The 26,051-nt window shown below is 71.4% G+C and carries 28 protein-coding genes and 2 tRNA genes; 17 read left to right on the forward strand and 13 right to left on the reverse strand.

Annotated elements, in window-relative coordinates:
* Window positions 1-119: 119 nt before the first annotated feature.
* The 3 genes from panB to HAV40_RS37065 form a co-directional block, all read right to left on the reverse strand.
* A complete protein-coding gene (gene panB / locus HAV40_RS37055) occupies window positions 120-959 on the reverse strand; it encodes a 3-methyl-2-oxobutanoate hydroxymethyltransferase (protein WP_166388988.1) in 840 nt (279 codons plus the stop codon).
* Window positions 960-1,097: 138 nt separating this feature from the next.
* A complete protein-coding gene (locus HAV40_RS37060) occupies window positions 1,098-2,849 on the reverse strand; it encodes an NAD+ synthase (protein ID WP_166388989.1) in 1,752 nt (583 codons plus the stop codon).
* Between the two features lie 112 nt (window positions 2,850-2,961).
* Entirely contained in the window at window positions 2,962-3,780 is an 819-nt protein-coding gene (locus HAV40_RS37065; protein ID WP_166388990.1) for a hypothetical protein, read from the reverse strand.
* A gap of 173 nt (window positions 3,781-3,953) precedes the next feature.
* Between HAV40_RS37065 and glnA the strand changes: the two genes are divergently transcribed.
* Together glnA and HAV40_RS37075 are read left to right on the forward strand one after the other, a co-directional pair.
* Window positions 3,954-5,306, forward strand: a complete 1,353-nt coding sequence (glnA, locus tag HAV40_RS37070; RefSeq protein ID WP_166388991.1) for a type I glutamate--ammonia ligase — start codon at window positions 3,954-3,956, stop codon at window positions 5,304-5,306.
* An 85-nt stretch (window positions 5,307-5,391) separates the two neighbouring features.
* Window positions 5,392-5,817 (forward strand): DUF350 domain-containing protein, encoded by a 426-nt coding sequence (locus HAV40_RS37075; RefSeq protein ID WP_166388992.1) that lies wholly within the window; start codon window positions 5,392-5,394, stop codon window positions 5,815-5,817.
* 107 nt (window positions 5,818-5,924) lie between these two features.
* Here the strand turns inward: HAV40_RS37075 and HAV40_RS37080 are convergent, their stop codons facing one another.
* Complete coding sequence (locus HAV40_RS37080) at window positions 5,925-6,806, reverse strand: RNA-binding protein (RefSeq protein ID WP_203671895.1); 882 nt, start codon at window positions 6,804-6,806, stop codon at window positions 5,925-5,927.
* A gap of 68 nt (window positions 6,807-6,874) precedes the next feature.
* Here HAV40_RS37080 and HAV40_RS37085 point away from each other — a divergent pair, with 68 nt between their 5' ends.
* The 7 genes from HAV40_RS37085 (at window position 6,875) to HAV40_RS37115 (ending at window position 10,228) form a co-directional block, all read left to right on the forward strand.
* Window positions 6,875-7,213 carry a PadR family transcriptional regulator gene (locus tag HAV40_RS37085; protein ID WP_166388994.1) on the forward strand — a complete coding sequence of 113 codons (339 nt, stop codon included), beginning with the start codon at window positions 6,875-6,877 and terminating at the stop codon, window positions 7,211-7,213.
* Window positions 7,210-8,031, forward strand: a complete 822-nt coding sequence (locus tag HAV40_RS37090) for an ATP-binding cassette domain-containing protein (protein WP_166388995.1) — start codon at window positions 7,210-7,212, stop codon at window positions 8,029-8,031. The genes HAV40_RS37085 and HAV40_RS37090 overlap by 4 nt, the downstream gene beginning before the upstream one ends.
* The gene (locus HAV40_RS37095) at window positions 8,028-8,720 is read left to right on the forward strand and encodes an ABC transporter permease (protein ID WP_166388996.1); all 693 of its coding nucleotides are present in this window, start codon (window positions 8,028-8,030) and stop codon (window positions 8,718-8,720) included. Before HAV40_RS37090 ends, HAV40_RS37095 begins: the two co-directional genes overlap by 4 nt.
* A 95-nt stretch (window positions 8,721-8,815) precedes the next feature.
* Window positions 8,816-9,601: a fumarylacetoacetate hydrolase family protein gene (locus HAV40_RS37100; RefSeq protein WP_166389017.1), complete on the forward strand. Its 786-nt coding sequence runs from the start codon at window positions 8,816-8,818 to the stop codon at window positions 9,599-9,601.
* Between the two features lie 67 nt (window positions 9,602-9,668).
* Window positions 9,669-9,740, forward strand: a tRNA-Gln gene (locus HAV40_RS37105).
* Window positions 9,741-9,873: 133 nt separating this feature from the next.
* Window positions 9,874-9,949, forward strand: a tRNA-Glu gene (locus HAV40_RS37110).
* 99 nt (window positions 9,950-10,048) lie between these two features.
* Window positions 10,049-10,228, forward strand: a complete 180-nt coding sequence (locus HAV40_RS37115) for a hypothetical protein (protein WP_166388997.1) — start codon at window positions 10,049-10,051, stop codon at window positions 10,226-10,228.
* A gap of 120 nt (window positions 10,229-10,348) precedes the next feature.
* Here HAV40_RS37115 and HAV40_RS37120 read toward each other — a convergent pair whose 3' ends face one another.
* Complete coding sequence (locus HAV40_RS37120) at window positions 10,349-11,035, reverse strand: IclR family transcriptional regulator (protein ID WP_120318463.1); 687 nt, start codon at window positions 11,033-11,035, stop codon at window positions 10,349-10,351.
* Window positions 11,036-11,101: 66 nt separating this feature from the next.
* Between HAV40_RS37120 and leuC the strand changes: the two genes are divergently transcribed.
* The 3 genes from leuC to HAV40_RS37135 all read left to right on the forward strand — a co-directional run bounded on the left by leuC (window position 11,102) and on the right by HAV40_RS37135 (window position 13,923).
* Window positions 11,102-12,514 carry a 3-isopropylmalate dehydratase large subunit gene (leuC, locus tag HAV40_RS37125; RefSeq protein WP_166388998.1) on the forward strand — a complete coding sequence of 471 codons (1,413 nt, stop codon included), beginning with the start codon at window positions 11,102-11,104 and terminating at the stop codon, window positions 12,512-12,514.
* A 16-nt stretch (window positions 12,515-12,530) separates the two neighbouring features.
* A complete protein-coding gene (gene leuD / locus HAV40_RS37130; protein ID WP_166388999.1) occupies window positions 12,531-13,118 on the forward strand; it encodes a 3-isopropylmalate dehydratase small subunit in 588 nt (195 codons plus the stop codon).
* 121 nt (window positions 13,119-13,239) lie between these two features.
* On the forward strand, window positions 13,240-13,923 hold the full coding sequence (locus tag HAV40_RS37135; RefSeq protein WP_166389000.1) for an HU family DNA-binding protein: 684 nt from the start codon (window positions 13,240-13,242) through the stop codon (window positions 13,921-13,923).
* Window positions 13,924-14,016: 93 nt separating this feature from the next.
* Here HAV40_RS37135 and HAV40_RS37140 read toward each other — a convergent pair whose 3' ends face one another.
* Window positions 14,017-14,682, reverse strand: a complete 666-nt coding sequence (locus HAV40_RS37140) for a TetR/AcrR family transcriptional regulator (RefSeq protein WP_166389001.1) — start codon at window positions 14,680-14,682, stop codon at window positions 14,017-14,019.
* A 105-nt stretch (window positions 14,683-14,787) separates the two neighbouring features.
* Here HAV40_RS37140 and HAV40_RS37145 point away from each other — a divergent pair, with 105 nt between their 5' ends.
* Window positions 14,788-15,144, forward strand: coding sequence for a DoxX family protein (locus tag HAV40_RS37145; RefSeq protein ID WP_166389002.1), 357 nt, complete (start codon window positions 14,788-14,790; stop codon window positions 15,142-15,144).
* Between the two features lie 47 nt (window positions 15,145-15,191).
* Here HAV40_RS37145 and HAV40_RS37150 read toward each other — a convergent pair whose 3' ends face one another.
* The 4 genes from HAV40_RS37150 to HAV40_RS37165 form a co-directional block, all read right to left on the reverse strand.
* A complete protein-coding gene (locus HAV40_RS37150) occupies window positions 15,192-16,703 on the reverse strand; it encodes a CYTH and CHAD domain-containing protein (RefSeq protein ID WP_239086914.1) in 1,512 nt (503 codons plus the stop codon).
* The gene (locus HAV40_RS37155; protein WP_166389003.1) at window positions 16,700-19,030 is read right to left on the reverse strand and encodes an RNA degradosome polyphosphate kinase; all 2,331 of its coding nucleotides are present in this window, start codon (window positions 19,028-19,030) and stop codon (window positions 16,700-16,702) included. The genes HAV40_RS37150 and HAV40_RS37155 overlap by 4 nt, the downstream gene beginning before the upstream one ends.
* Window positions 19,031-19,213: 183 nt before the next feature.
* The gene (locus HAV40_RS37160; RefSeq protein WP_420837243.1) at window positions 19,214-19,399 is read right to left on the reverse strand and encodes a cold-shock protein; all 186 of its coding nucleotides are present in this window, start codon (window positions 19,397-19,399) and stop codon (window positions 19,214-19,216) included.
* A 154-nt stretch (window positions 19,400-19,553) separates the two neighbouring features.
* The gene (locus HAV40_RS37165) at window positions 19,554-20,285 is read right to left on the reverse strand and encodes a CofC family guanylyltransferase (RefSeq protein WP_240935377.1); all 732 of its coding nucleotides are present in this window, start codon (window positions 20,283-20,285) and stop codon (window positions 19,554-19,556) included.
* A gap of 265 nt (window positions 20,286-20,550) precedes the next feature.
* Here HAV40_RS37165 and HAV40_RS37170 point away from each other — a divergent pair, with 265 nt between their 5' ends.
* From HAV40_RS37170 to HAV40_RS37180, 3 genes are read left to right on the forward strand one after another with little or no spacing between them, the layout of a single operon-like run.
* The gene (locus HAV40_RS37170; RefSeq protein ID WP_166389005.1) at window positions 20,551-21,285 is read left to right on the forward strand and encodes a lysophospholipid acyltransferase family protein; all 735 of its coding nucleotides are present in this window, start codon (window positions 20,551-20,553) and stop codon (window positions 21,283-21,285) included.
* Window positions 21,282-22,274, forward strand: a complete 993-nt coding sequence (locus tag HAV40_RS37175; protein ID WP_166389006.1) for an NAD(P)H-dependent glycerol-3-phosphate dehydrogenase — start codon at window positions 21,282-21,284, stop codon at window positions 22,272-22,274. Before HAV40_RS37170 ends, HAV40_RS37175 begins: the two co-directional genes overlap by 4 nt.
* A 20-nt stretch (window positions 22,275-22,294) precedes the next feature.
* A complete protein-coding gene (locus tag HAV40_RS37180; protein ID WP_166389007.1) occupies window positions 22,295-23,398 on the forward strand; it encodes a cystathionine gamma-lyase in 1,104 nt (367 codons plus the stop codon).
* Window positions 23,399-23,496: 98 nt separating this feature from the next.
* Here the strand turns inward: HAV40_RS37180 and HAV40_RS37185 are convergent, their stop codons facing one another.
* Window positions 23,497-24,024 (reverse strand): hypothetical protein, encoded by a 528-nt coding sequence (locus HAV40_RS37185; RefSeq protein ID WP_166389008.1) that lies wholly within the window; start codon window positions 24,022-24,024, stop codon window positions 23,497-23,499.
* A gap of 83 nt (window positions 24,025-24,107) precedes the next feature.
* On the opposite strand from HAV40_RS37185, the gene HAV40_RS37190 reads away from it, so the two are divergent.
* The gene (locus HAV40_RS37190; protein WP_239086915.1) at window positions 24,108-25,217 is read left to right on the forward strand and encodes a D-alanine--D-alanine ligase family protein; all 1,110 of its coding nucleotides are present in this window, start codon (window positions 24,108-24,110) and stop codon (window positions 25,215-25,217) included.
* Between the two features lie 7 nt (window positions 25,218-25,224).
* Here the strand turns inward: HAV40_RS37190 and HAV40_RS37195 are convergent, their stop codons facing one another.
* Together HAV40_RS37195 and HAV40_RS37200 are read right to left on the reverse strand one after the other, a co-directional pair.
* Entirely contained in the window at window positions 25,225-25,788 is a 564-nt protein-coding gene (locus HAV40_RS37195) for a DUF3515 domain-containing protein (protein WP_166389010.1), read from the reverse strand.
* Complete coding sequence (locus tag HAV40_RS37200; RefSeq protein ID WP_166389011.1) at window positions 25,785-26,018, reverse strand: Lrp/AsnC family transcriptional regulator; 234 nt, start codon at window positions 26,016-26,018, stop codon at window positions 25,785-25,787. Before HAV40_RS37200 ends, HAV40_RS37195 begins: the two co-directional genes overlap by 4 nt.
* Window positions 26,019-26,051: the final 33 nt, after the last annotated feature.

Below are 26,051 nucleotides of genomic sequence, written 5' to 3' on the forward strand. Positions count from 1 at the left end.
TACAAGGTCACCATCGAACCGGCAGCCGCCTGACCGCGATACAACGACAAACCCTGTCCCGGCTCCGCTGCGCTACGCCGAGACGCTGCCGCCTGCCCACTCACCCTCAAGTTTTCGGACTAGAAGGTGTGGTCGGCGGTGGGGAAGGCGCCGTCGTGGACGTCGGCGGCGAATTCGGCGGCGGCACGCGACAGGACGGCGTGGAGGTCGGCGTACTTCTTGACGAAGCGGGGGGTGGGGCCCGCGGAGGCGGGGCGCAGACCGGCCATGTCCTGCCAGACGAGGACCTGGGCGTCGGTGTCGGGGCCCGCGCCGATACCGACGGTGGGTACGCCGATCTCGGCGGTGACCTGCTTGGCCACGTCACCGGGGACCATCTCCAGGACGACCGCGAACGCGCCCGCCGCGACGACCTCGCGGGCCTGGCGCAGCAGCGTGGCGGCCGCATCGTCGCCGCGACCCTGCACCCGGTAGCCACCGAGCTGGTGCTCCGACTGCGGAGTGAAACCCAGGTGCGCCATGACCGGGATGCCCGCGCCGGTGATCATCTCGATCTGTGCGGGGCGGAAACCCTCCAGCTTCACGGCGTGGCAGCGGGCTTCCTTCATGAAGCGGACCGCGGTACGCAAGGCGACCTCGGGGGACTCCTCGTACGTGCCGAACGGCAGGTCGCCGACGACCAGTGCCCGCTTGGTGGCGCCGACCACCGCGCGGACCAGGGGGAGCATCTCCTCGACGGTCACCGGCAGGGTCGACTCGTAGCCGAACACGTTGTTGGCGGCCGAGTCCCCGACGAGCAGCACCGCGATGCCCGCCTCGTCGAAGATCTGCGCGGTGTACTGGTCGTACGAGGTGAGCATGGCCCACTTCTCGCCGCGCTCCTTGGCCAGCTGCAGGTGGCGGGTGCGCACCCGCGAGCCGGCCGGCCCGCCGTAGAGGGAGGGCACACTGTCGGACATCGCTGTCTCCTCTCGCCTCGAGGCCGCGCGCGCGGTCCCCGGGTCTTGAGGAGAATGTTTCCACCTGTTGAACACCCGATGTCAGGGTTCAGTGCACTAATTCACTGAAACATGCTCGCCGGCCACCGCGGGCGACGATCAGCTTTCGCGCCAGCGGTTCGTGATGGGCAGGCGGCGGTCGCGGCCGAACGCCTTGAACGAGATCTTGGTGCCGGGCGCGGACTGGCGGCGCTTGTACTCCGCGCCGTCGACCAGCCGCAGGATCCGGTCGACCAGCGCCGGGTCGTGCCCGTCGGCGACCAGCTCGTCGCGGCCCTGGTCGCCGTCAACGTAACCGGCCAGGATCGCGTCCAGCTGGTCGTACGGCGGGAGCGAGTCGGTGTCCAGCTGCCCCGGGCGCAGCTCGGCGCTCGGCGGCTTGGTGATCGAGTTCTCCGGGATGACCTCGCCGACCGTGTTGCGCCAGTGCGCGAGCTTCCACACCAGGGTCTTCGGCACGTCCTTGAGCGGGTTGAACGCCCCGACCGAGTCGCCGTACAGGGTCGAGTAGCCCACGGCCAGCTCGCTCTTGTTGCCGGTGGTCAGGACCAGGTGGCCCTCCTGGTTGGACAGCGCCATCAGGATCACCGCGCGGACCCGCGCCTGGAGGTTCTCCACGGCCAGGCCGGACAGGTTCAGGTTGGACAGGAACGCGTCGACCATGTGCTGGATCGGCTCGACCCGGTAGTCCAGCCCGGTGAGGCGGGCCATGTCGGCGGCGTCGTCGCGGGAGTGCTGCGAGGAGTGGCCGCTGGGCATGGAGACGCCCACGACGTGCTCGGCCCCGAGCGCGTCGACCGCGATCGCCGCGACGACCGAGGAGTCGATGCCGCCGGACAGCCCGAGCAGGACCGACTTCGCGCCGTTCTTGCGTACGTAGTCGCGCAGGCCCATCACCAGGGCGTTCCACACCTCGGCCTCGTCCCCGAGACGGTCGGTGACCCCGGCGTCGGCGAGCGGGCCCTCGGGCACGGCCCAGGAGGTGGTCAGCGGGACGCGGGCGACGCGCATCGCGCCCAGGTGCCCGGTGGGGGCGTCCGGGTCGGCCTCGGGCAGCCGCAGGTCGTGCACGAGCAGCGCCTGGTGGAACTGCGGGCCGCGGGCCAGCAGCGCGCCGTCGGCGGCCACGATCATCGAGTCGCCGTCGAAGGTGAGCTCGTCCTGGCCGCCGATCATGTTGACGTACGCCACGGTGGCCCCGGCCTCGGCGGCCCGGCGCTGCACCAGCGGCAGCCGGACGTCGTCCTTGTTCCGCTCGTACGGCGAGCCGTTGATGTTGATCACGAGCCCGACCCGGGCCGACGCGGCCACCGCGAACGGGCCGCCCGCCTGCCAGATGTCCTCGCAGATGGTCAGCGCGACGTCGGCCTGGCTGCCGTCGGCCCACTGCGCCCGCACCACGGTCAGCGTGTCGCCGGGCACGAAGTAGCGGTCCTCGTCGAAGACGCCGTAGTTGGGCAGGTGGTGCTTGTGGTAGTGGGCGGCGACCACGCCGCGGTGCAGCAGCGCCAGCGAGTCGCGGGGCCCGACCGGCGACGTGGAGTCCGCGCCCAGCCTGGCCGGGCCGTCGGCGTCGAGGTAGCCCACGATGACGGCGAGCTCGCCCAGCCCGTCGGCGGCCAGGTCGCCGGCCAGCTTCAGCAGCGCCTGCTGGGAGGCCTCGACGAAGGACTGCCGGAACACCAGGTCCTCGACCGGATACCCGGTCAGCATCATCTCCGGGAAGGCGACGATGTGCGCGCCCGCCTCGGCGGCCCGGCCGGACCATTCGCGGACGATGGCGGCGTTCCCGGCGAGGTCGCCGACCGTCGGGTTGACCTGGGCGAGAGCGAGACGCAGCGTGGCGGTCATACCCACATCTTCGCGCACACCCCACCCGCCGCGCGTTTCCCACCGGGCGTGTGCCCTGCCACAGTCCGGTCGCGGGCCGCCGCCCCAAGGTCATCCGACCTGCCTGGTCCGCTCAGCCGCGCGGGCTCGGGCGCGGGCCGCCGAGGGTGATCGGCAGCAGCTTCTTCGCGGCCTGCTCCAGCAGCCCGGTGAACCGGCCGAGATCGGCCACGGTGCCCTGGCGCTCGCCGGACTCCATCTCGCGCAGCATCGACAGCACCCCGCCGACCCGGCCCAGCGCCAGGTAGCCGGTCATGGTCCGATCCTTGCCGGTCAGCGTGAACTGCAGCGCGTACGCGTCGCCCTCCAGCTTGAGCAGGTCGGCGGGCAGCCGGTCGCGCGGCACGTCCTGGACCCGCACCCGCACCGCGGTGCCGTCGTCGAGCACCGCGTCGAAGTCCCGGCAGCGCTGGCCCATCCGGCGCAGCTCGTTCAGGGTGCCCAGCGCGCCGTCCCCGCTGAAGGTGCTCAGCACCTGCGTGATCAGCGTCGGCCCGCGGTGCCCGGAGACGGCCTGGGCACTGGGCTGCACCCGGGACTTCGGGTGGGTGGCCACCGTCGCGGCGGCGGTGCGGATCAGCTCGTCAGGCGCGCCGAGCAGGGCCGCGCAGCGCTCCGGCCGGGGCGTACGCGGGCGGGGCGACGGGCTGGGCAGCTGCGGGGCGTAGCTGGCCGGCAGGTCGATCTCGGCCAGCAGCGCCGCCTGCAACTCGGGCTGGGTCGCGGTGATCGGCAGGGTGTTGCGGGCCTCGGTCGCCTGGGCCTGCTGCTCGCGGTGCGTCGCGCCCAGCACCCCGGCCAGGGTGAGCGCGCCGATCAGCAGCCCGCCGAGGGCGACGCCGCCCGCGATGGTGCGGTGGCGCACCGGGAAAAGGGTGTCCAGGCGGTTCATGGGCGCTCCTTGCGCATCGAGGGGAGCTCCGTTTCACTGACCGGTCCAACGCGGTGAAGGGCGTCGAAGTTGCGGCATCACCGTGCTCCGGCGTACAGCTGGAGGATGGCGTAACGTGCGCGTAATGAGGCCGCGCCAGACTGGCCCGGAGATCTCGTCTAGGAAGGCATGCCGTGGATCGTCAGCAGGAGTTCGTGCTGCGCACGCTTGAGGAGCGCGACATCCGCTTCGTGCGCCTCTGGTTCACCGACGTGCTCGGCACCCTGAAGTCGGTCAGTGTGGCCCCGGCGGAGCTGGAGTCGGCCTTCGAGGAGGGCATCGGCTTCGACGGATCGGCCATCGAGGGCTTCGCCCGCGTGTACGAGTCCGACATGATCGCCATGCCGGACCCGACGACGTTCCAGGTCTTCCCGTTCGAGGGCGGCGGCTCCGGCGAGAGCGCCCGCATGTTCTGCGACATCCTCATGCCCGACGGCACCCCGAGCTGGGCCGACCCGCGCCACGTGCTGCGCCGGGCGCTGTCGAAGGCGGCCGACAAGGGCTTCACCTTCTACACCCACCCCGAGGTCGAGTTCTTCCTGCTCGCCGACGCGCCTGCGGACGGCGGCGTGCCGACCCCGGTCGACGCGGGCGGCTACTTCGACCACACCACGCACGCCATCGCGCGCGACTTCCGTCGCCAGGCGGTGCTGGCGCTGGAGCGCATCGGCATCTCCGTGGAGTTCAGCCACCACGAGGTCGCCCCCGGCCAGCAGGAGATCGACCTGCGGTACGCGGACGCGCTGACCACCGCGGACAACATCATGACGTTCCGGCACGTGATGCGGGAGGTGGCGCTGTCGCACGGGGTGCGGGCCACCTTCATGCCCAAGCCGTTCACCGACCAGCCCGGCAGTGGCATGCACACGCACCTGTCGCTGTTCGAGGGCGAGCGCAACGCCTTCCACGACCCGGCCGACCCGCACAAGCTGAGCAAGACCGCCAAGGCGTTCATCGCGGGCGTGCTCACCCACGCGCGGGAGTTCACCGCGGTCACCAACCAGTGGGTGAACTCGTACAAGCGGCTGTTCCCGCAGATGATCCCGGACCGCATCAGCGAGGCCCCGGCGTACGTCTGCTGGGGCCACCTGAACCGCTCGGCCCTGGTGCGCGTGCCCGCGTACGGCAAGCCGAACTCGGCCCGGGTCGAGGTCCGCTCGCTGGACTCGGCCACCAACCCCTACCTGGCCTTCGCGGTGCTGCTCGGGGCCGGCATGAAGGGCATCGAGGAGGGCTACGAGCTGCCGCCCGGCGCCGAGGACGACGTGTGGGCGCTGTCGAGCTCCGAGCGCCGCGCGATGGGCTACTCGGCGCTGCCGGAGAACCTGTCCGAGGCGATCGACGTCATGGCGGGTTCGGAGCTGGTCGCCGACGTGCTCGGCGAGCACGTGTTCGACTTCTTCCTGCGCAACAAGCGCGCGGAGTGGGAGGAGTACCGGCGCGAGGTGACGCCGTTCGAGCGCAAGCGCTACCTCGGTGCGCTGTAGGTAACCTGGTCAGCCCCGTGCGGACGCCCGTGTTGCGGGCGTCCGCTAGCCTCCCGAGCGACATTCGGATGCAGTGGAGGCGTAGATGGTGCAGGACCTGGTCACGGGTGCGTGGCAGAGCGTGGTGTTCGGGATCGCCGGCATCTGCCTGATGGCGATCGGCTTCGTGGTGGTGGACCTGCTGACGCCGGGCCGCCTGCGGGAGCTCATCTGGCACCAGCGCAGCAGCAACGCGGCGCTGCTGCTGGCGGCCAACCAGCTGGGTATCGCGCTGATCGTGTTCACCGCGATCTTCACCAGCTACGAGGACTTCGGCAAGGGCCTGGCCTCCACGGTGATCTTCGGAGTGCTCGGCATCGGCCTGATGGCCCTGGCCTTCCTGGCCCTGGACTGGCTGACCCCCGGCCGCCTCGGCGACATGATCGCCGAGGTCGAGCCGCACCCCGCCGCCAAGGTCACCGCCGCCACCCACTTCGGCGCCGCCCTGATCGTCTGCGCCTGCATCGCCTGACCCCGCTCCGCGCCACCGTCGGCTGAAGATCGCTGTTTCAGGTCAGAACCTCGGGTCCAACCGCACTTTTTGACCTGAAACAGCGATCATGCCCGGCGCGGCGGTGCTCAGGGGAGCGGGACGGCGAGTAGGGCGGCGCAGCGGGTGCGGAGGGTGTCACGGAGGGGAGCGGCGCGGTCGGCGAAGGAGCGCTGGGCGGCGGCGTACTCGGCGCGGCCCTCGGGGGTCTCGATGCGGACCGGGGGGAAGCCCAGGTCGGCGAGGTCGTAGGGGCTGGCGCGCATGTCGAGTTCGCGGATCTCGCGGGACAGGGCGAAGCAGGCGGTGACGAGTTCGCTCTCCACCAGCGGGGAGAGTTTGTAGGCCCACTTGTAGAGGTCCATGTTCGCGTGCAGGCAGCCGGGCTGTTCCAGGACCGGTTGCAGCTCCCGGGTCGGCTGGTGCGCGTTCAGGGGGCGGGCCGGGGCGGTGAAGAACCGGAACGCGTCGAAGTGCGTGCAGCGTACGCCACGGTCGTTGACGACCTCGGCGGTCGCGGCGGGCGACAGGCGCAGCGGCCAGGAGTTGTGCCGGACCTCGGCCTGGGTCTGGCGGTAGACCATGGCCCACTCGTGCATGCCGAAGCAGCCGAGCTGGGCCGGGCGGGACGCGGTCGCGGCCAGCAGGTCGTGGATCCAGCGCACCGACTCGGCCCGCTTGGCGAGCACAGCGGGGTCGAGCAGCACACCGTCGTCGACGGCGACGTAGTCGCGGTCCGGTTCGCCGTCGCGCAGCAGCACGCCGTGGCCGGGGTGCCAGCGGCGCAGCTGCGCGGGGCGCAGCGAGTAGTACGTGAACAGGAAGTCGTGCACCGGGTGTTTGACGCCGTCGCGGCGGCGCGCGAGGTGCAGCGCCAGCCAGCCGTCCACCAGTTCCTCGTGGGCCTGTCGGCGGGCACGCCAGACGGCGGGATCCAGGACCTCGACGGCGGCAGCGGCGGTTTGCACCAGGCCAGGGTACCGACCGGCGGGCACTAGGTAGCGACACCAACTAGCTTGCTGTGCTACGGTCTCGCGCCATGGAGCTGGAGCGGCGTAGTCAATGGCTGCGGGGAGTGCTCGACCTGTGCGTGCTCGGCGTGCTCGCGCACCGGGAGTCCTACGGCTACGAGCTGATCCAGTCGCTGCACGCCGCGGGGCTGGACGGCATCCAGGGCGGCACCCTCTACCCGGTGCTGCTGCGGTTGCAGCGGGCCGGTCAGGTCGCCGCGCACTGGCGCGAGGGCGGGTCCGGCCCGGCCCGCAAGTACTACCGGATCACCCCCGAGGGCGTCGACACGCTGCGGCGGTCGGCCGCCGACTGGGAGGCCTTCGCCGGCGGGGTGAGCGCGATTCTGCGAGAGGTGGCGGCACGGTGAGACAAGACACCTGGCTCGATGCCCTCGCCGGCGAGCTGCGCCGGCACGGGGTGGCCGAGCAGACGGCGGGCAACGTGCTCGCCGAGACCGCGGCCCACCTGTGGGAGAGCGGGGACGATCCGCTGCGGGCGTTCGGCCCGCCCGAGGCGTACGCCGCCACGGTGGCCGACAGCGTGCGGGTCGACGCGCCACGGCGCGGGCCCGCCGGTCCGGTGCGGCTGGAGGTCGCCGGGATCAGCAAGCGGTACGGCCGCCGGACCGTGCTGCGCGCGGTGAACCTGACGGTACGCGCGGGCGAGGTCGCTGCCGTCGTCGGCGCGAACGGCTCCGGCAAGTCCACGTTCCTCGGCATCTGCGCGGGGCTGGTCAGCCCGGACCGGGGCGAGGTGCGGGTGCACGGCAGCCTCGGCTACTGCCCGCAGGGCGGCGGCACCAGCGACTTTCTCGTGCCCGACGAGCACTTCACGCTGGTCGGCGCGGGCCGCGGGCTGTCCCGGGCGCGGGCGCGCGACGACGGCCGGGCGGGCGCGGCGGCGCTGGACTGGGACCCGCGCGGGGGAACGCAGGCCAGGCACCTGTCCGGCGGCACCCGGCAGAAGCTCAACCTGGTCATGGCGGGTCTCGGCGACCCGGACGTGCTGCTGCTGGACGAGCCGTACCAGGGCTTCGACCAGGGCTCTTATCTGGACTTCTGGCAGCAGGTGCGGCGCTGGCGCGACGCGGGCAAGGCCATCGTGGTGGTGACCCACCTGCTGAACACCCGCGACGGCGTCGACATCGTGCTGGACCTGGGCAGGCACACCGAGGAGCGGGCATGAGCAAGACGCTGACCGTGGCCGAGACGGCACTGCGGGAGATCGCACGGCGGCGTGGGGTGCTGGCCATCCTGGTGCTGTTCCCGCTGGCGTTCTACCTGTCGCGCCGGGATGCGCACCTGGGGCAGTCGATCCGGTTCGTATGCCTGGGGCTGGGCTGGGCGCTGAGCACCGCGGCGCTGTTCGCGGGCAGTGCGGCGCGGGCCATCGAACTCCGGTTGCGGCTGTCCGGATACCGCGGGCACCACCTCTGGCTGGGGCGGCTGATCGCGCTGTGGACCGTCGGCCTGCTGCTGGCCGCGCCCTACTTCGTGCTGATCCGCGTCGACTCCGACAACGTCCGGTACGGGGCGATCGGGCTCATCATGGTGCTGACCGTGGCGGTCGCCGCCCCGTTCGGGCTGGCGCTGTCCGCGGCCCTGCCACGGGAGCTGGAGGGCATGCTGGTGCTGCTCATCATCGTGGGACTGCAGATGATGATGGACCCGGCGGGCTCGGCCTCGCGGCTGCTGCCGTTCTGGTTCAGCCGTGAGATCGGCACCTACGCGGTGGACCACACCGACGGCGGTTACCTGACGAGAGGGCTGCTCCACGCGGCGGTGTGCCTGGCGGCGCTGCTGGCGGTGGTGGCGCTCGCGTCCGGCTACCGGCTGCGACAGCGGTCACACCTGCGTTTCGTCCCCCGGCGCTGAAAGTCCGTCGCGGGTGGAGCGAGCGAGGTCACACCATGCCCACGGCGTAAGTTGGAGCTGGAATCAGGGTAAATGATCTTCAGCTGGGGGCTGTGTTGCGCATCGCTCGCTTTGTTCATCCGGGTGGCATGTCGTTCGGCGTGGTGGAGGGGGATCCGGACGCGGGCGCGCAGGCGCTGACGGTCCGCGCCATCAACGGCCACCCGTTCGGCGACCTCGACCTCACCGAGCAGCGCTACGCGCTGGCCGACGTACGCCTGCTCTCGCCGATCCTGCCCAGCAAGGTGGTCGGGGTCGGGCGCAACTACGCCGACCACGCCGCCGAGCACGGGGCGCCGGTGCCCAAGGAGCCGCTGCTGTTCCTCAAGCCGTCCACTTCGGTGATCGGGCCGCACGACATCATCCGGCTGCCCGAGCAGTCGCACCAGGTCGAGCACGAGGCCGAGTTGGCCGTGGTGATCGGCGCCGCCGGGGCGCGCCGGGTGGACCGGGCCGGGGCCGAGAAGGCGATCTTCGGGTACACCATCGCCAACGATGTCACCGCTCGCGACCTGCAGAAGAGTGACGGCCAGTGGACGCGGGCCAAGGGATTCGACTCGTTCTGCCCGCTCGGCCCGTGGATCGACACCGCCGTCGACGTCTCCGACGCCGAGGTGCGCTGCGAGGTCAACGAGGAGGTGCGCCAGCTCGGCCGCACCTCGCAGATGGTCTTCGACGTGCCGACGCTGGTGTCGTACGTGTCCCACGTCATGACGCTGCTGCCCGGCGACGTCATCCTCACCGGCACGCCCGCAGGGGTGTCTCCGCTGGTGGCGAAGGACGTGGTGGCCGTGCGGATCCAGGGTCTGGGGGAGCTGCGCAACCCGGTCGCCGCGCGATAGGGATACCGATTTGGCGCTGCCGGGGAGGTCAGGTAAAGTTCATCCCCGGCAGCGGAAACGGTGCCAATGGGGTATGGGGTAATTGGCAGCCCAACTGATTCTGGTTCAGTTAGTCTAGGTTCGAGTCCTGGTACCCCAGCAACCAAGCAAGATCGGGCGAGAGCCTGGTTCGCGCGAGGATGCTGGACCTGCTAAAGTTCAGCGGGCCGCCAAGCTGAGACATCAGCGAGGCGGTCGAAAACTGAAGAAGGTGTTCTCCGGAACATCGACCTGGCCCCGTCGTCTAGCGGCCTAGGACGCCGCCCTCTCAAGGCGGTAGCGTGGGTTCGAATCCCATCGGGGCTACCAGGTTTTCAAGAAGCTCACGAGCGATGCTCGTGAGCTTCTTTCGTTGAGCCGACTTCAGGGGCGTACGGCGGTTGCGCAGGTGCCGTAGCGTCCGGGGGTGTGAAGTTCCTGATCTTCGGGGTCATCGCCGTCATCGTCGTGCTGGCGGTCGTCGCCGGTCGTCGCGGTAGGCGGCATGGCGGTGTCAACCCGGCGGAGAACTACTACGGCGGCAGCGCGATGATCCATTCCGCGCGTCAGGCCGGTGGTGCGGACGGCATCAGCAGCATGAGTCCGTGAGTCGTGGACGGGGCGGCGGACTTCTATAGACGTTGGCCTATCTGGATGAGTTCGATCGCCGAATTGTCATCCAGATAGGCCAACGTCTATTAAAAAAGGGGGGCGGGGCGGGTAGGTCGGTCAGAGGCCGGAGAGGCGCTGGCCGGCGCGTACGACGGCCATCGCGTGGCGGTCGCCGGGGCGGCGGCCCAGGCGCTCGATGGGGCCGGAGACGCTGATGGCGGCGATGACGCGGCCGGTGCGGTCGCGCACGGGGGCACTGACCGAGGCCACGCCCGCCTCGCGCTCGGCCACCGACTGGGCCCAGCCGCGGCGGCGCACCTCGGCCAGCGTGCGGCCGGTGAACTTGCAGCGGGGGAGCAGGGGCATGACCGCCTCGGGGGGTTCCCAGGCGAGCAGGATCTGTGCCGCCGAGCCGGCGGTCATCGGCAGGATCGCCCCGACCGGGACGGTGTCGCGCAGGCCGCTGGCCCGTTCGGCAGCGGCGACGCAGAGCCGTTCGTCGGCCCTGCGCAGGTAAAGTTGTGCGCTCTCGCCGGTGGCGTCCCGCAGTGCGGACAGCAGCGGCTCTGCGGCTGTCAACAGGACGTCGGGGGCGGCGTTCGCGAGTTCTCCCAGTCGGGGACCGGGACGCCAGCGTCCCTGCGTGTCCCGTACCAGCATCCGATGAATCTCCAGCGCCTGCGCCAGCCGGTGCGCCGTTGCTCTCGGCAGCTTGGTGCGATCGACGAGTTCGGCGAGGCTGGCGCCGTCGACACACGCGGCAAGGATCACTACCGCCTTGTCAAGGACGCCCACGCCAGACATACTGTGTCCCACAGACCGAAACATACCTCCCAAGATGCGGGATGTCCAGATGGTGGGAGCAACCCAGTGAGCAGGACCCTTGCCCAGAAGGTCTGGGACGCACACGTGGTACGCCGCGCTGACGGTGAACCGGACCTCCTCTATATCGATCTTCATCTGCTGCACGAGGTGACCAGCCCCCAGGCCTTCGACGGCCTCCGGCTGGCCGGGCGCAAGGTCCGCCGGACCGATCTGACGATCGCGACCGAGGACCACAACACGCCCACCGACAACCTGCTGACGATCGCCGACCCGGTGTCGCGTACGCAGATCGAGACGCTGCGCCGCAACTGCGCCGAATTCGGCGTGAAACTGCACCCGCTCGGCGACCCGCAGCAGGGCGTCGTCCACGTCATGGGCCCGCAGCAGGGCCTGACCCAGCCGGGCATGACGATCGTCTGCGGCGACTCGCACACCTCGACGCACGGCGCGTTCGGCGCGCTGGCCTTCGGCATCGGCACCTCCGAGGTGGAGCACGTGCTGGCCACGCAGACGCTGCCGCAGGCGCTCCCGAAGCAGATGGCGGTCACCGTCACCGGCGAGCTGCCCCCGGGCGTCTCGGCCAAGGACCTGATCCTGGCCCTGATCACCCAGGAGGGCACCGGCGGCGGCCGGGGCTACGTGGTGGAGTACCGCGGCCCCGCCATCGAGAAGCTGAGCATGGAGGGGCGGATGACCGTCTCCAACATGTCCATCGAATGGGGCGCCAAGGCAGGCCTGATCGCGCCGGACGAGACTACTTTCGCCTGGCTGAAGGGCCGCAACTTCGCGCCCGAGGGCCAGGACTGGGACGACGCCGTCGCCTACTGGCGCAGCCTGCCCACCGACGATGGCGCGACCTTCGACAAGGAGGTGTTCCTCGACGCGAGCGCGCTGACGCCGTTCGTCACCTGGGGCACCAACCCGGGCCAGGGCGCTTCGCTGGACGCCGTGATCCCCGACCCGGAGTCGTTCGCGTCCGAGTCGGAGCGCGCCGCAGCCCGCCGGGCCGTGGAGTACATGGACCTCACGCCGGGCACGCCGCTGCGCGACCTGTCGGTGGACGTGGTGTTCGTGGGCTCCTGCACCAACGGGCGGCTGGAGGACCTGCGCACCGCGGCGGACGTGCTGCGCGGGCGCAAGGTCGCCGACGGAGTGCGGATGCTGGTGGTGCCGGGTTCGGCGGCGGTGCGCGAGCAGGCCGAGCAGGAGGGCCTGCACGAGGTCTTCACCGACGCGGGGGCCGAGTGGCGGTTCGCGGGCTGCTCGATGTGCCTGGGTATGAACCCGGACACCCTGCAGCCCGGCCAGCGCTCGGCGTCGACGTCCAACCGCAACTTCGAGGGGCGGCAGGGTAAGGGCGGCCGTACCCACCTGGTGTCCCCGGCGGTGGCCGCGGCGACCGCCGTGACCGGCCACCTGTCCGCTCCCGCCGACCTGGACGCCGTCGGCGCCCGCTGAACCGAGGTAGATCGAAATGGAGAAGTTCACCGTTCACACGGGCACCGCGGTCCCGCTGCGGCGTTCCAACGTGGACACCGACCAGATCATCCCGGCGGTGTACCTCAAGCGGGTCACCCGGACCGGTTTCGAGGACGGGCTGTTCAGCGCGTGGCGGGAGGATCCGTCGTTCGTGCTGAACAACCCGGCCTACGCCGGCGCCAGCGTGCTGGTCGCCGGACCGGAGTTCGGCACCGGATCCTCGCGTGAGCACGCGGTCTGGGCCCTCAACGACTACGGCTTCCGGGTGGTCATCTCGCCCCGGTACGGCGACATCTTCCGGGGCAACTCGCTCAAGCAGGGTCTGCTGACGGTGGAGCTGCCGCAGGCGGCCGTGGAGACGTTGTGGGACCTGGTGGAGGCCGACCCGGCCACCGCGATCGAGGTCGACCTGGCCGCCCGGGAGGTTCGCGCGGGCGGGCAGAGCTGGGCTTTCGAGCTCGACGACTTCCTGCGCTGGCGGCTGATGGAAGGCTTGGACGACATCGGTTTGACGCTGCGCCACGAAGAGGCGATCACCGCGTTCGAGGGCCACCGCCCGGCTTTCGGGGTACTTGTCGGATAGGTGCTGAACCGCGACAGCAACGTTATTGCCCCCGTCCTGTTATCAGGATGGGGGCAATTTTCTTTGCGACACATAGGTGGTTTTTAACCCTCCTGTTGGCATATTGCTGACGTTAGGCCTAATGTGCGCACAGAATGACTGTTATGAGTCCAGTAGCACCATACGGGAGGAATCCGTGAACAAGACTGAGCTGATCGACGCGATCGCCGCTCACTCGACCGTGGTTGACAAGAAGACCGCCGCGGCTGTGCTGGAGGCCACGCTCACCGAGATCCAGAACGCGGTCACCAAGGGCGACAAGGTTTCGCTGACCGGCTTCGGTGTCTTCGAGAAGCGGGCCCGTGCCGCTCGCATGGCGCGCAACCCGCGCACCGGCGAGGCCGTCAAGGTGAAGAAGACGTCGGTGCCGGCCTTCCGGCCCGGTGCGGGCTTCAAGGAGACGGTGTCCGTCGGCAAGGTCGCCGCTCCGGCGAAGAAGGCGACCAAGTCCGCCGCCAAGAAGACGGCCGGTGCCGCGGGCACCCGCCCGGCGGCCAGCAAGGCCACCGCCGCGTCGAAGACGGCCCCGGCCAAGAAGACCGCGACCAAGAGCACCGCCAAGGCGACCACGGCGAAGGCGACCACCGCCAAGGCCACCGCCGCGAAGGCGACCGCCACCAAGGCCACCGCCAAGAAGACCACGGCGGCGAAGACGGCTCCGGCCAAGAAGACCGTGACCGCGAAGGCCACCACCGCGGCGAAGAAGACGACCGCGAAGGCGACCACGGCCAAGAAGGCCCCCGCCAAGAAGGCTGCCAAACGCTGACCGGATCCGTTATCCCTTCCTGAACAAAGCCGCACCCGCGCCGAGTCGAGACCGGCGCGGGTGCGGCTTTTCGGCGGCCGGAATCGCGGCGGCTCAGCGCTGGGGCGGCTGGGATCGGCCCTGGCAGCCGGAGATGCGCAGCATGGCGCGTACGGTCTGGCGCGGTGTCGGGGCCGGGGGCAGCGGTTCGGGTTCGGCACCGGTGCGGAACGCCTGCAGCAGGTAGCCGACCAGCCGCTGCCACGCCTTGGGAGCGGCCTGCGCCGTGCCGCGCAGCACGCCCGCATTGGCCATCAGCATCAGCGGAAGGTCCTCGGGCACGTAGTCCGCGCGCAGCGAACCCTCGGCCTTGGCGCGTTCGACCAGGTCCACGAAACCTTGGTAGAGCGCGGTGCGGCGGGCCTCGAACTCCCGCGCGCCCGGAAACGACATGGTGAGCACGTCGGCGAGCCCGCCGTCGGTGGACTGCATCCGGCACACCTCATGCACGTAACCGGCGAATCCGGTCCAGCCGTCGGGAGCCTGGCGGGCCTCGTGCAGGGCGCGTTCGTACTGGTCGAATTTGCGGGACGCCGCCGCGACCATCAGGTCGTCGCGGGCGGGGAAGCGCCGGTAGAGCGTGGCGATGCCGACCCCGGCCCGCGCGGCGATCTCCTCCAGCGGCACGTCGAAGCCGCGTTCGGTGAAGGCGTCGCAGGCCGCGTCGACGATGCGCTCGCGGTTGCGGGCGGCGTCGGCGCGCAGCGGGGGATCCACCATGATCACCAGGGTAGCAGGACTGGAGGAGTGCCTCCGGTTAGTGCTACCGTCGCCGCACAAACGGAGGAGATCCACCACTTAGCTCCGTAGGACAAGGAGAATCCCGTGAACATCGCCCTCTGGGTCGTGCAGATCCTGCTCGGCGCGGCCTTCATCGGCGCCGGCGTGATGAAGTCCACCAAGAGCAGGGAGGACCTGGCCCCGAAGCTGCCGTGGGTGAACGACTTCTCGCTCGGCACGCTGCGCCTCATCGGCGTCACCGAGCTGCTGGCGGGCATCGGCCTGATCGCGCCGTGGGCCACCGGCATCGCCCCCATCCTCACCCCGCTGGCCGCGTCCGGCCTGGTGGTCATCATGGTGCTGGCGGCGGTGGTGCACGCGCGGCGCAAGGAGTACTCGGGCATCGTCTTCAACGTCGTGCTCGGCGCGCTGGCGCTGTTCGTGGCCGTGGGCCGCTTCTGACCGCCCGTTTCACCCCGATCAGCGGCACGAGGGGTGCCTTCCACCGCCTACGGCGACAGGAAGGCGCCCCTCTTCGCCGTCTTGCGCCAGCGGCCGGGGTAGGCCGCGCGGGTCGAGGCGGCGAGGGCGCGTTCGCGGCGGGCGAGGCGCTTGAGGGTGGCGGCGTGGCCGGGGTGGGTCTTGGCCAGTGCCCGCCAGGTGGCGGCGGCAAGGGCGGCGTCGGTGTGCTCGCCGAGGGTGTCCTGCAGCCGGGCCAGGGACTTGGCCAGCCGGCGGGTGGCGCGGTCACCGGTCGAGGCGGCCGCCTCGGCGGCGTAACGGGCACGTTTGACGTGGATGCGCACCTCGTGCCAGTCCACATCGGGTGCGGAGCGCTTCAGCCGGGCGGCCCCGGGAACGCCCTTGCCGCCGTGCACGAGGCGGTGCCAGGGGCGGGCGAGCAGTCCGGGCAGCGCCTCGGCGGCGGGGGCGGAGGCCGCCGGGGACAGCGGGACACGGCGGGTGGCGGCGGTGAGCCGTTCCAGCAGGGCCAGGTAGCGGCGGGTGCGCATGGCGGCCAGCAGGTCGGCGTACGCCCGCTCGCGCCGTGCCGCGAGGATCGCGTCCAGGGCGGCCAGGTCGCCGGCGGGATGTTCCGGGTCTGCGGCGGCCGTGGCACGCAACCGGTCGTGCAGCACCTCCGCGTCGCGTGCCGCGCCCAGCAGGTCTCCCAGCCAGCGCAGTTCCGTCCGCAGCGGCCCGGCCCACCGCTGGTCCAGCAGCGGCTTGAAGGTGCGCAGATCCGAGCGCAGCCGCCGGACCCCGACCCGCATCTGGTGCACGGCGGTGTCCCCGCCCGGCAGCGGCTCGTCCAGCCGCACCAGGGGATCGTGGGTCACGATGCGGGCCACCGCGCCGCGCACCGCCGCGAGGACGACATCGGCCGCCCGCGCGGTCGCGGGCAGGCTCGCGGCCGGGGGCAGCAGATCCGGCGGGTACGCCGCCGCGGCCCCCAGCGCCCGCACCAGCTTGGGCGTGAACCCGCCCGCCCGCGCCCCCGCCGCGACCAGTAGCTCCTCCACAGCGGACAGCAGTGCGGGCGACCCGCCCGTGCGCTCGACCTCGATCTCCCGGAACGTACGCGGCACCGCCGTGCCCGACAGCACCTCGACCGTGTCGTCGGCGACCTCGGCCAGCCGCGCACCGTCGGCGTCACACAGGTCGACCCGCTGCCGCCGGGTACGCAGCACCGCCACCGCCATCAGCGGCGAGCCCCGGGTCAGCGCCGCGACCAGCCAGGTCAGCGCCTCCGGCGGCGTCGACGGGTCGGCACCGGCCAGCGAGACCTCCTGCCGTACGCCGGGCACTGCGGTGGGCAGCTTGACGGTCCAGGGCAGCGCGTCGCCGACACGGTGGCGCAGCGACGCCCCGGCGCGGGCCAGCCGCAGCCCCGCCGTGTCGAAGTACGTCGCGGTCAGGGTCACCGCCGCCCGAGCCGCCGGGCGGGTGTCCGCCACGGCGAGCTCGGGCAGGATGAACGAGGCCGCGACGTCGTACTTGCGTTCCTCTTCCAAGGTCACCGCTTAAGCATCCGCTCCAGCAGCGATGCCTGCAAATCCACCCGGGGCTGCTCCGAAGTGGAGATGTGCCGGGTCCAGCTGCCGTCCGAATTCAGGTCGAACGCCTCGATGCGGTCCGACATCGACACGTTCAGCAGGTCGGCCAGCTCGGTCCGGGACGGGTGGTCGGTGACCTGGATCAGCGCCTCGACCCGGCGGTCCAGGTTGCGGTGCATCATGTCCGCCGAGCCGATCCAGAACTCGGCCCGCCCCCGGCCCGCGGCCACGTCGCCGTTGCCGAACCGGAACAGCCGCGAGTGCTCCAGGAACCGCCCCAGGATCGAGCGCACCCGGATGTTGTCCGACAGCCCCGGCACCCCCGGCTTCAGCGCGCACATGCCCCGGATCAGCAGATCGATGTGCACCCCCGCCTGCGAGGCACGGTAGAGGGCGTCGATGACCTGCTCGTCGACGAGCGAGTTCGCCTTGATCTGGACCAGCGCCGGGCGGCCCTCGCGGGCGTAACCCGCCTCCCGCTCGATGCGCTCGATGATGCCCGCCCGGATCCCGTGCGGGGCCACCATCAGCCGCCGGTACGCCGTCTGGCGGCTGTAGCCGGTCAGCGTGTTGAACAGGTCGGTCAGGTCCGCGCCGACCTCGGGATCGGCGGTGAGCAGGCCGAAGTCCTCGTACAACCGGGCGGTCTTGGGGTGGTAGTTGCCCGTGCCGACGTGGCAGTAGCGCCGGATCTGCCCGGCCTCCTCGCGCACCACCAGCGCCGTCTTGCAGTGCGTCTTCAGCCCGATCAGGCCGTAGACGACGTGGCAGCCCGCCCGCTCCAGCATCCGCGCCCAGCCGATGTTGGCCTTCTCGTCGAAGCGCGCCTTCACCTCGACGAGCACCACCACCTGCTTGCCCGCCTCGGCAGCGGCGATCAGGGCGTCGACGATCGGGGAGTCGCCCGAGGTGCGGTACAGCGTCTGCTTGATGGCCAGCACGTGCGGGTCGGCCGCGGCGTGCTCGATGAAGCGCTGCACGCTGGTCGAGAAGGAGTGGTACGGGTGGTGCACCAGGATGTCGCCGTCGCGCAGGATGTTGAACATGCTGCGCGTCGACTCGCCCTCACGCAGCCGGGCGTGAGTGGCCGGGACGAAAGGGGGGTCCTTCAGATCCGGGCGGTCGCAGTCGTACAGCTGCAGCAGGCCGGACTGGTCCAGCAGGCCCGGAATCCGCATCACGTCGCGTGAGTCGACCTCCAGCTCGGTGACCAGCGTCGCCAGCACGTGGTCGGAGATGTCGGCGGCCACCTCCAGGCGCACCGGCGGGCCGAAGCGGCGGCGCATCAGCTCACGCTCCATGGCCTGCAACAGGTCCTCGTCGCGGTCCTCGTCGATCTCGACCTCGGCGTTGCGGGTCACCCGGAACGCGTGCCGCTCCACCACCTCCATACCGGAGAACAGCTGGCCGAGCTCGTTGGCGATCAGCTCCTCGATCGGCAGGTAACGGTAGGTGTTGCGGCCCTCCGCCGTGGTCCGGCCCCCCTGTTCGATCCGGACGAACCGTGGCACGTTGTTCGGCACCTTTACCCGGGCGAACAGCTCCTGGCCGGTATCCGGCTCGCGCACCACCGCCGCGAGGTTGAGCGACAGCCCCGAGATGTACGGGAACGGGTGCGACGGGTCGAACGCCAGCGGTGTCAGCACGGGGAAGACGTGCTCGCGGAAGTAGACCCGCATCTGCTCGCGCTCGGCGTGCTCCAGATCCGCCCAGCTCAGAATGTGGATCCCGGCCTTGCTGAGCGCGGGGCGGATCACCTTGGTGAACTCGGCGGCGTGGTCGGCGACCAGTTCGGCGGTGCGCTCGGACACCATCTCCAGTTGCGCCCGGGGCGGCAGCCGGTCGGCGCCGCGGGTCGGCAGGCCGGTCTCCAGCCTGCGCCGCAGGCCCGCGATACGGACCATGAAGAACTCGTCGAGATTGCTGGCGAAGATCGCCATGAACTTCATCCGCTCCAGCAGCGGCAGCCGCGGGTCCTCGGCCAGGGCCAGCACGCGGGCGTTGAAGTCGAGCCAGGAGACCTCACGGTTGAAGTAGCGGTCCTCGGGCAGCTCGGTCAGCGCGGTGCTGGCGAACTCGGGGACGACCACGGTCACCGGCGGGCTGGCCGGGTGCGGCCGGGCGGCCTGCCCAGGGGCGGTGACCAGCAGGGCCGTGCCGGTGGACTGTTCGGCCGAGCCCTCGGCGGGCGGTGGCGGAGGGCCTGTCACGACGGCGGTGTCGGCGGGCGGTGCCAGGGTGTCCGTCACGAGGTCGGCGGACGGTGGCACGGGAATGTCCGCGGCGGCCACGGGGGCCTCCACAGGCGTGGACGGGGCCGGAGTCGGGGCATTTCCGGCCTTCTTGCGGGGACGTCGCGGGGCTGCGCTCACCACCTCATTTTTGCCCTATCGGCGTGAACAAGAGATGAACTCGGCTCAGCGCGGCGATGTCGGGCGGCCAGCAACCGGACGCGGGGTCACACCCGGCACAGATCAGGGCATGGTGGGGATGGCGACCCGGAGCAACCGGCCCTCGGCATCATGTTCGAGGCGCACCCGCTGGCCCAGCCGCAGCAGCCGCAACCCGGAGGCGTCGAACGCGGCCCGGTCGAAGGCGACCGGCGTGCCGTCGTCGAGCAGCAGCGACCCGGTCCGGGTCTCGGAATCGAACGTAGCCACGGTGCCCTGCATACCACCCACGCTACCCCGCCCCCTCCCCTCCCGACCCCCGCGTCCTGCCCCGCCCCGCCCCCCTCTGCCGCAACTCTTAAAGAGTCGCGGCTTCACCTCGCCCGTGAAGGCGCGACTCTTTAAGAGTTGCGGCGGGGTGGGGTCACGTGGCGCGGAGGAGGCCCCAGGATCGGATCAGGGCCAGGTCGGCGGGGGTGTCGACGTCGCGGCGCAGGGTCGGCCAGTCGCCGGTGAGGCGGAGGGCGCCTGAGTTCTCGTGGGCGGCAGCCGAGTCCGGGCCGAAGCGGGGGTCGAGCGGGCCGCCGGGGGAGGCGACCAGCAGCACGGTGCCCGTCCCCGAGGCGTCGGGTACGAACGCGCGCCGCCCGCCCGCCGCCGCGAGCGCCTGGGACAGTTCCTCCGGGCGCATCGCGGGCAGGTCGGCGGGCAGCGCCGCGACCGGTCCCGTCGCGATACCCGGCCCACCGTGCCGCCGGGCCACGCCGCCCCTGCCCGGGAGCATCGCCCGCCGTAGGACATCGTCCTCAACCGCGGACGCCGCCCGCCGTAGGACATCGTCCTCAACCGCGGACGCCGCCCGCCGTAGGACATCGTCCTCAACCGCGGACGCCGCCCGCCGCAGGGCGTCGTTGAGGTCGAGCCCCTGGTCGGGGAGCACACCCGCGCCGCAGGCGCGCAGGGCCTGCGCGGCGCGGCGGTCACGGGTCACCACCAGCACCCGGGCGACGCCGTCGGCGGCGAGCGCGGCGGACACGGTGGCGCGGGCCAGTTCCAGCACCAGATCCTCGTGGCGGTCGGCGGCCCCGCGCAGGCGGCTCTTCGCCTCTGCCAGCGGCTTCAGCGGCACCAGCACGGTGACTCCGGGTGCGTACACTCGGCCATTCTGGCAGCTCGCCCGGTCGGTCAGCGGGGCGGCGGCCTCCGGCGGCTGAGGTCGTCACGTGGCCGGACATGGCATGATGCGCTGAACATGGACCGGACGGCGGCGGGTCGCGGCAGCGGCGGGCCAGTCGGCCGAGGGCCCCGGTGGGTGGCGGAACGCCCGGGGACGGACCATGATCCGTGAGGAATTTCTCGCGGGCGGTGTTACGAACACCCCGACGCGGGCATGCGAACGGGTGGAGGACAGGGAGGCTTCGTTGGCGCGGCGCAGGCTGGGCTTCTGGTCGAGATTCGTGGTGTGCTTGGTCAAGCCGCCGATGACCCTGCTGACCAGGAGGGACTGGCGCGGCTGGGAGCACATCCCGGCTGAGGGCGGCGTGATCCTCGCGGTCAACCATGTGTCGCACGCGGACCCGTTCACCACCGCGCACTACGTCTACGACTCCGGCCGCTGGCCGCAGTTCCTGGGCAAGGAGAGCGTCTTCCGGATTCCCGTCGCCGGGAAGCTCCTGCACTGGTGCCGGCAGATCCCGGTGCACCGCGGCACGGCCGACGCGGTCAAGGCGCTCGACGCCGCGGTGGAGGCGGTGCGGGCGGGCGGCGCGGTCGTCATCTACCCCGAGGGCACCACCACCAAGGAACCCGACCTGTGGCCGATGCGGGGCAAGACCGGGGTGGCCCGGCTGGCGCTGGCCACCGGCGCCCCGGTGATCCCGATCGCGACCTGGGGCCCGGAGAAGATCTTCGACCCGCGTACCAAGAAGATCCGGTTGCTGCCGAAGATCCCCGTGTCGCTGTGGGCCGGGCCGCCGGTCGACCTGTCGCGGTGGGCGGGCGCCGAACCGAGCGCGACGGTGCTCAACGAGATGACCGACGCGGTGATGATCCGCCTGCGCGACCTGCTCGCCGAGATCCGCGGCGGACAGGCTCCGCCGATCTGGAGCCCGGCCGACCGCGACGCCGGGACCGACGCCAAGGACGGGGCACGATGAGGACGGCCGTGCTGGGGGCAGGCTCCTGGGGCACCGCGTTCGCGAAGATCCTCGCTGACGCGGGCAACGACGTGGTGCTGTGGGCACGCCGGCCGGAGATCGCCGCCGCGATCCGCGACACCGGCCGCAACCCGGAGTACCTGGAGGACACGCCGCTGGGCGAGCGGGTCACCGCGACCGCGTCGGCGACCGAGGCGATCAAGGGCGCGGAGCTGGTCGTGCTGGCCGTGCCGTCGCAGACGCTGCGCGTCAACCTGGGCGACTGGGCCGCCGACCTGACCGACGACTCGACGCTGGTATCGCTGATGAAGGGCATCGAGCTGGGCACCACCCAGCGGATGAGCCAGGTCATCGTCGAGGCCGCGCGGGTCGCGCCGGAACGCGTCGCCGTGGTCAGCGGGCCGAACCTGGCCGGTGAGATCGCGCTGGAGCAGCCCGCCGCGACCGTGGTCGCCTGCAGCGACATCGACCGGGCCACCCGCGTTCAGCGCGCGATCACCACGCCGTACTTCCGGCCGTACACCAATGACGACGTGGTGGGGTGCGAGCTGGGCGGGGCGGTCAAGAACGTGATCGCGCTGGCGTTCGGCATCGCGCACGCGATGGGGCTGGGCGACAACACCAAGGCGATGCTCATCACACGGGGGCTGGCCGAGACCGCGCGGCTGGGCGTCGCGCTCGGTGCGGACCCGCTGACCTTCTCCGGCCTGGCCGGGCTCGGCGACCTCGTCGGCACCTGCATGTCGCCGCTGTCACGCAACCGCACCTTCGGCGAGCACCTCGGCCGGGGCAAGACCCTTGAGCAGGCCCAGGCCGCGACGCGGTACACCGCCGAGGGTGTCAAGAGCTGCCTGGCGATCCGGGACCTGGCCCGCGCGCACGGGGTCGAGATGCCGATCACCGAGCAGGTGGAGCGGGTCTGCCACGAGGGCGTCGACCCCAGGATCGCCGTCGCGGCCCTGATGTCCCGCTCGACCAAGGCGGAGTGAGCAGGGGCTACGTTCTCTGCATGACAACTCGGTACGGGGACAGCACCCGTTCCCTGCACGCAGCCATGCCCGAACCCGTCCCGGGAGCACCGATGCTGCCCGGTCCCGTGTTCGCCGCGCCGTACCACCTCGACCCTGAGGGCTACGCGCCCGGTGTCGACGGGTACGGGCGGGGCGACAACCCCACCCGGCGGCTGCTGGAGGGCGCGATCGGGGAGCTGGAGGGCGGCGACTGCCTCGCCTTCGCCAGCGGCCAGGCGGCGATCACCGCGCTGCTCATGTCGGTGCTGCGTACGGGCGACACCCTGATGATCCCGTCGGACGGTTACTACAACGTCCGGATGTTCGCCGCGTCCACGCTGGCCCAGCTCGGCATCACCACGGTCGAGGTGCCCACCGCGGGGCCGTACCCGTCGTTCGACGGTGTCCGGCTGGTGCTGCTGGAGACCCCGGCCAACCCGGGCCTGGACCTGGTCGACATCGCCGGGGTCGCGCGGGCGGCCCACGCGGCCGGGGCGCTGGTCGCGGTCGACAACACCACGGCCACCCCGCTCAGCCAGCGGCCGCTGGAGCTCGGCGCCGACGTCGTCGTCGCCTCCGGCACCAAGGCGCTGGCAGGCCACTCCGACATGCTCATGGGGTACGCCGCGACGAACGCCGCCGCACTGCTGGACGGGATGCGGCAGTGGCGGACCCTGGCGGGCGCGGTGCCCAGCCCGTTCGACTGCTGGCTGGCCCGGCGGTCGATGGGCACCCTCGCGCTGCGGCTGCGGCAGCAGTCCGCCAGCGGGGCCGCGGTCGCGGCGCTGCTGCGCGAGCACCCGCTGGTCGACAACGTCCGCTGGCCCGGCGACAGCGACCTGGCCGCCCTCCAGATGCGCATCATTCCCGGCCTGGTGTCGTTCGAGCTGCCGTCGGCCGAGCACGTGGCCGCGTTCCTGCGCGCGTCCGCCCTGGTCGCCGCGGCGACCAGCTTCGGCGGCCTGCACTCCAGCGCCGACCGCCGCCACCAGTGGGGCGACAGCGTGCCGCCCGGTTTCGTCCGCTTCTCCTGCGGCGTCGAGGACACCGAGGACCTGCTCGCCGACCTGACCCAGGCCCTGGACGTGGCCGCGAAGCTCTGACGGCCGCGGTACGCGGTCCGCGTTGATCGTCGGACTTGCCTGGCAGGCGTGCGTATCTTGAGCCGGGATACGGCCGGCTGCCAGGCACGTCCGTGGATCTAGGCCGGAGCGGGGGTCGGCGCGGGCACGGCGGGCGTGGCCTCGGCGGCCGCCAGGGCCAGGATGTGGCGGCGGACGATGAGCAGCGGGACGATGCCGAACAGGCCGAACGAGATGTCGATCGGGATCCACCACCAGGGCAGGCCGCGCAGCGGGGCGGCGATCAGCGCCAGCGGGACCACCGCGACGCAGCACAGCATGCCCCAGTGGATCACCCAGAGGTTGCGGACCGGGTCGCGCAGCGGGCCGTAGAACGCCATCGCGATGACCAGGTGGGCGAAGGCCAGCCAGTCGGTGCCGTACGCCAGGAACGGGAAGTCCCGGTCGGCGGTCTCCGCACCGGTGCGGACCGTGCCGATGAAGTCGACCAGCGCGGCGGGCGCGGGCACCCAGTCCTCGCGGAGCAGCCCGTCCACCCATCGCAGCTCGGTGACCAGGGGGAAGGCCGTCACGCCGCTGAGCACGAGGCCGATGACGAAGAAGACGAGCCAGTACCGGATGCGCCGCAGTCGTGCTTGAGGGGTCACGCTCCGGGATGCTAGTGCCACCCACGGGTGCCGTGCGACGTGCTCTTCACCGGATCGCCACAACGCACGGTAGGGTCAGCCGCGTGAGTGAAAGCAGCCAGCGTAAGACCCGTGTCGCCATCGTCTTCGGCGGCCGGAGCACCGAGCACGCCATCTCCTGTGTCAGCGCGGGCAGCATCCTCGCCGCGCTCGACCCCGCGGAGTTCGAGGCCGTGCCGGTCGGCATCACCAAGGAGGGCCGCTGGGTGCTCACCTCGGGCGACCCGGCGCAGCTGGCCATCGAGGGCCACAGCCTGCCCGAGATCACCGCCGCGTCCGGCCAGGCCATCGTGCTGCCCGCCGACCCGACCAGCCACGAGCTGGTCGTGCTGGAGCCCGCCGAGGGCGCCGCGGCGCTGGCGGGCGTCGACGTGGTCTTCCCCGCGCTGCACGGGGCCTACGGCGAGGACGGCACCATCCAGGGGCTGCTGGAGATGGCGGGCATCCCGTACGTCGGGGCCAACGTGTTCGCCTCCGCGGCCGCCATGGACAAGGAGTTCACCAAGAAGCTCGCCGCCGCCGAGGGCATCCCCATCGGGCCGTACGCGGTGCTGCGCAACGGGCAGGAGCTGTCCGAGGCCGACAAGGAGCGGCTGGGCCTGCCGGTGTTCGTCAAGCCGTCGCGGGCCGGATCGTCGTTCGGCATCACGAAGGTGAACAGCTGGGACCAGTTCGACGCGGCGCTGGCCAAGGCGCGCGCGATCGACCCGAAGGTGCTCGTCGAGGCGGCCATCGTCGGCCGTGAGGTCGAGTGCGGCGTGCTGGAGACCGAGGCCGGGGGCAGTGCCGAGGCCTCCGTGCTGGCCGAGGTGCGGGTGGTGGCCGGCGGTCACGAGTTCTACGACTTCGAGGCCAAGTACCTCGGCGAGGACTGCGAGTACGACCTGCCCGCGAACCTGCCCGCCGAGATCGCGGCGGAGGTCCAGGAACTTGCCGTGCGTACGTTCACCGCGCTGGACTGCGCGGGCCTGGCCCGGGTCGACTTCTTCGTCACCGACGACCTGAAGGTCTACCTCAACGAGATCAACACCATGCCGGGCTTCACGTCGACCAGCATGTTCCCCCGGATGTGGGCGGCCAGCGGCCTCGACTACCCGAAGCTCGTCTCCCGGTTGATCCGCACCGCCCAGCGGCGCGGCACCGGCCTGCACTAGCCGGGGCTCAGGCGCGGGTGCCGCAGCCGACGGGGATGCGCTCGGCGTGCGGCACGGTGGCGATCAGCGTCTTCGAGAAGTTGATCAGCAGCTGCTCGTTGTGCGCCGACGGCACCGTGACCCGCACCGGCACCTCGCGGTCGACCGTCGTCCACGCGCCGCCGCCCTTGTGCCAGCAGACGCCGTCCAGCGTGATGACGTCGTCGGTGGGCGGGTAGCTCGCGGCCGGGACGCCGCAGGCCAGCGTCAGCGCCGGGTCGCCGTACGCCGCGTTCTGCTCGTGGCCCGCGGTGACCTCGCGGCGCGGCAGGTCCCGCACCTGGTCGGGCAGCTGCGACAGCAGCGCGCGGCAGACGAGGGTCTGCCGCTCGTTCAGAGCGGGCGCGTCCATCGCCACCGGCGTGGTGGGCATGGCCTGGGGGGCCGCGCTCGGCGCGGGGGCGGGCTCCGTCGCGGGCCGCATGGCCTGGAAGAAGCCGAACCCGGCGAGCAGCGCGATCGGCAGGGCCACCACGGTCGCGACCGTCTTCGGAGAGCGTCGGCCCGGCCGTGCCGTCTGGTCGTTGTTCATAGGTGGATGATGGGGCACGTCAGGGTACGGGTGATGTTGGGTATCAACTGGATCTGTGACAGCACCAGCTTGCCCAGCTCGTCGACCGTGTGCGCCTCGACCATGGCGATCACGTCGTACGGGCCGGTCACCGCGTCCACCCGGGTGACACCCTGGATCTCACCGATGGCCGCGGAGACGTCGACGGACCTGCCGACCGACGTCTGAATCAGGATGTAAGCGTGTACCACGGACGACTCCTTCACACGTGCCGCCTGTGAAAG

The organism is Catellatospora methionotrophica (assembly GCF_011297335.1).
Classification (GTDB): Bacteria; Actinomycetota; Actinomycetes; order Mycobacteriales; family Micromonosporaceae; genus Catellatospora; species Catellatospora methionotrophica.

Excerpts from the sequence above, each read along its gene's own strand:
- panB (WP_166388988.1), bottom strand. The coding sequence starts at position 959 with ATGTCCGACAGTGTGCCCTCCCTCTACGGCGGGCCGGCCGGCTCGCGG.
- HAV40_RS37060 (WP_166388989.1), bottom strand. The coding sequence starts at position 2,849 with ATGACCGCCACGCTGCGTCTCGCTCTCGCCCAGGTCAACCCGACGGTC.
- HAV40_RS37065 (WP_166388990.1), bottom strand. The coding sequence starts at position 3,780 with ATGAACCGCCTGGACACCCTTTTCCCGGTGCGCCACCGCACCATCGCG.
- HAV40_RS37075 (WP_166388992.1), top strand. The coding sequence starts at position 5,392 with ATGGTGCAGGACCTGGTCACGGGTGCGTGGCAGAGCGTGGTGTTCGGG.
- HAV40_RS37085 (WP_166388994.1), top strand. The coding sequence starts at position 6,875 with ATGGAGCTGGAGCGGCGTAGTCAATGGCTGCGGGGAGTGCTCGACCTG.
- HAV40_RS37095 (WP_166388996.1), top strand. The coding sequence starts at position 8,028 with ATGAGCAAGACGCTGACCGTGGCCGAGACGGCACTGCGGGAGATCGCA.
- HAV40_RS37120 (WP_120318463.1), bottom strand. The coding sequence starts at position 11,035 with ATGTCTGGCGTGGGCGTCCTTGACAAGGCGGTAGTGATCCTTGCCGCG.
- leuD (WP_166388999.1), top strand. The coding sequence starts at position 12,531 with ATGGAGAAGTTCACCGTTCACACGGGCACCGCGGTCCCGCTGCGGCGT.
- HAV40_RS37135 (WP_166389000.1), top strand. The coding sequence starts at position 13,240 with ATGTGCGCACAGAATGACTGTTATGAGTCCAGTAGCACCATACGGGAG.
- HAV40_RS37140 (WP_166389001.1), bottom strand. The coding sequence starts at position 14,682 with ATGGTGGATCCCCCGCTGCGCGCCGACGCCGCCCGCAACCGCGAGCGC.
- HAV40_RS37175 (WP_166389006.1), top strand. The coding sequence starts at position 21,282 with ATGAGGACGGCCGTGCTGGGGGCAGGCTCCTGGGGCACCGCGTTCGCG.
- HAV40_RS37180 (WP_166389007.1), top strand. The coding sequence starts at position 22,295 with ATGACAACTCGGTACGGGGACAGCACCCGTTCCCTGCACGCAGCCATG.
- HAV40_RS37195 (WP_166389010.1), bottom strand. The coding sequence starts at position 25,788 with ATGAACAACGACCAGACGGCACGGCCGGGCCGACGCTCTCCGAAGACG.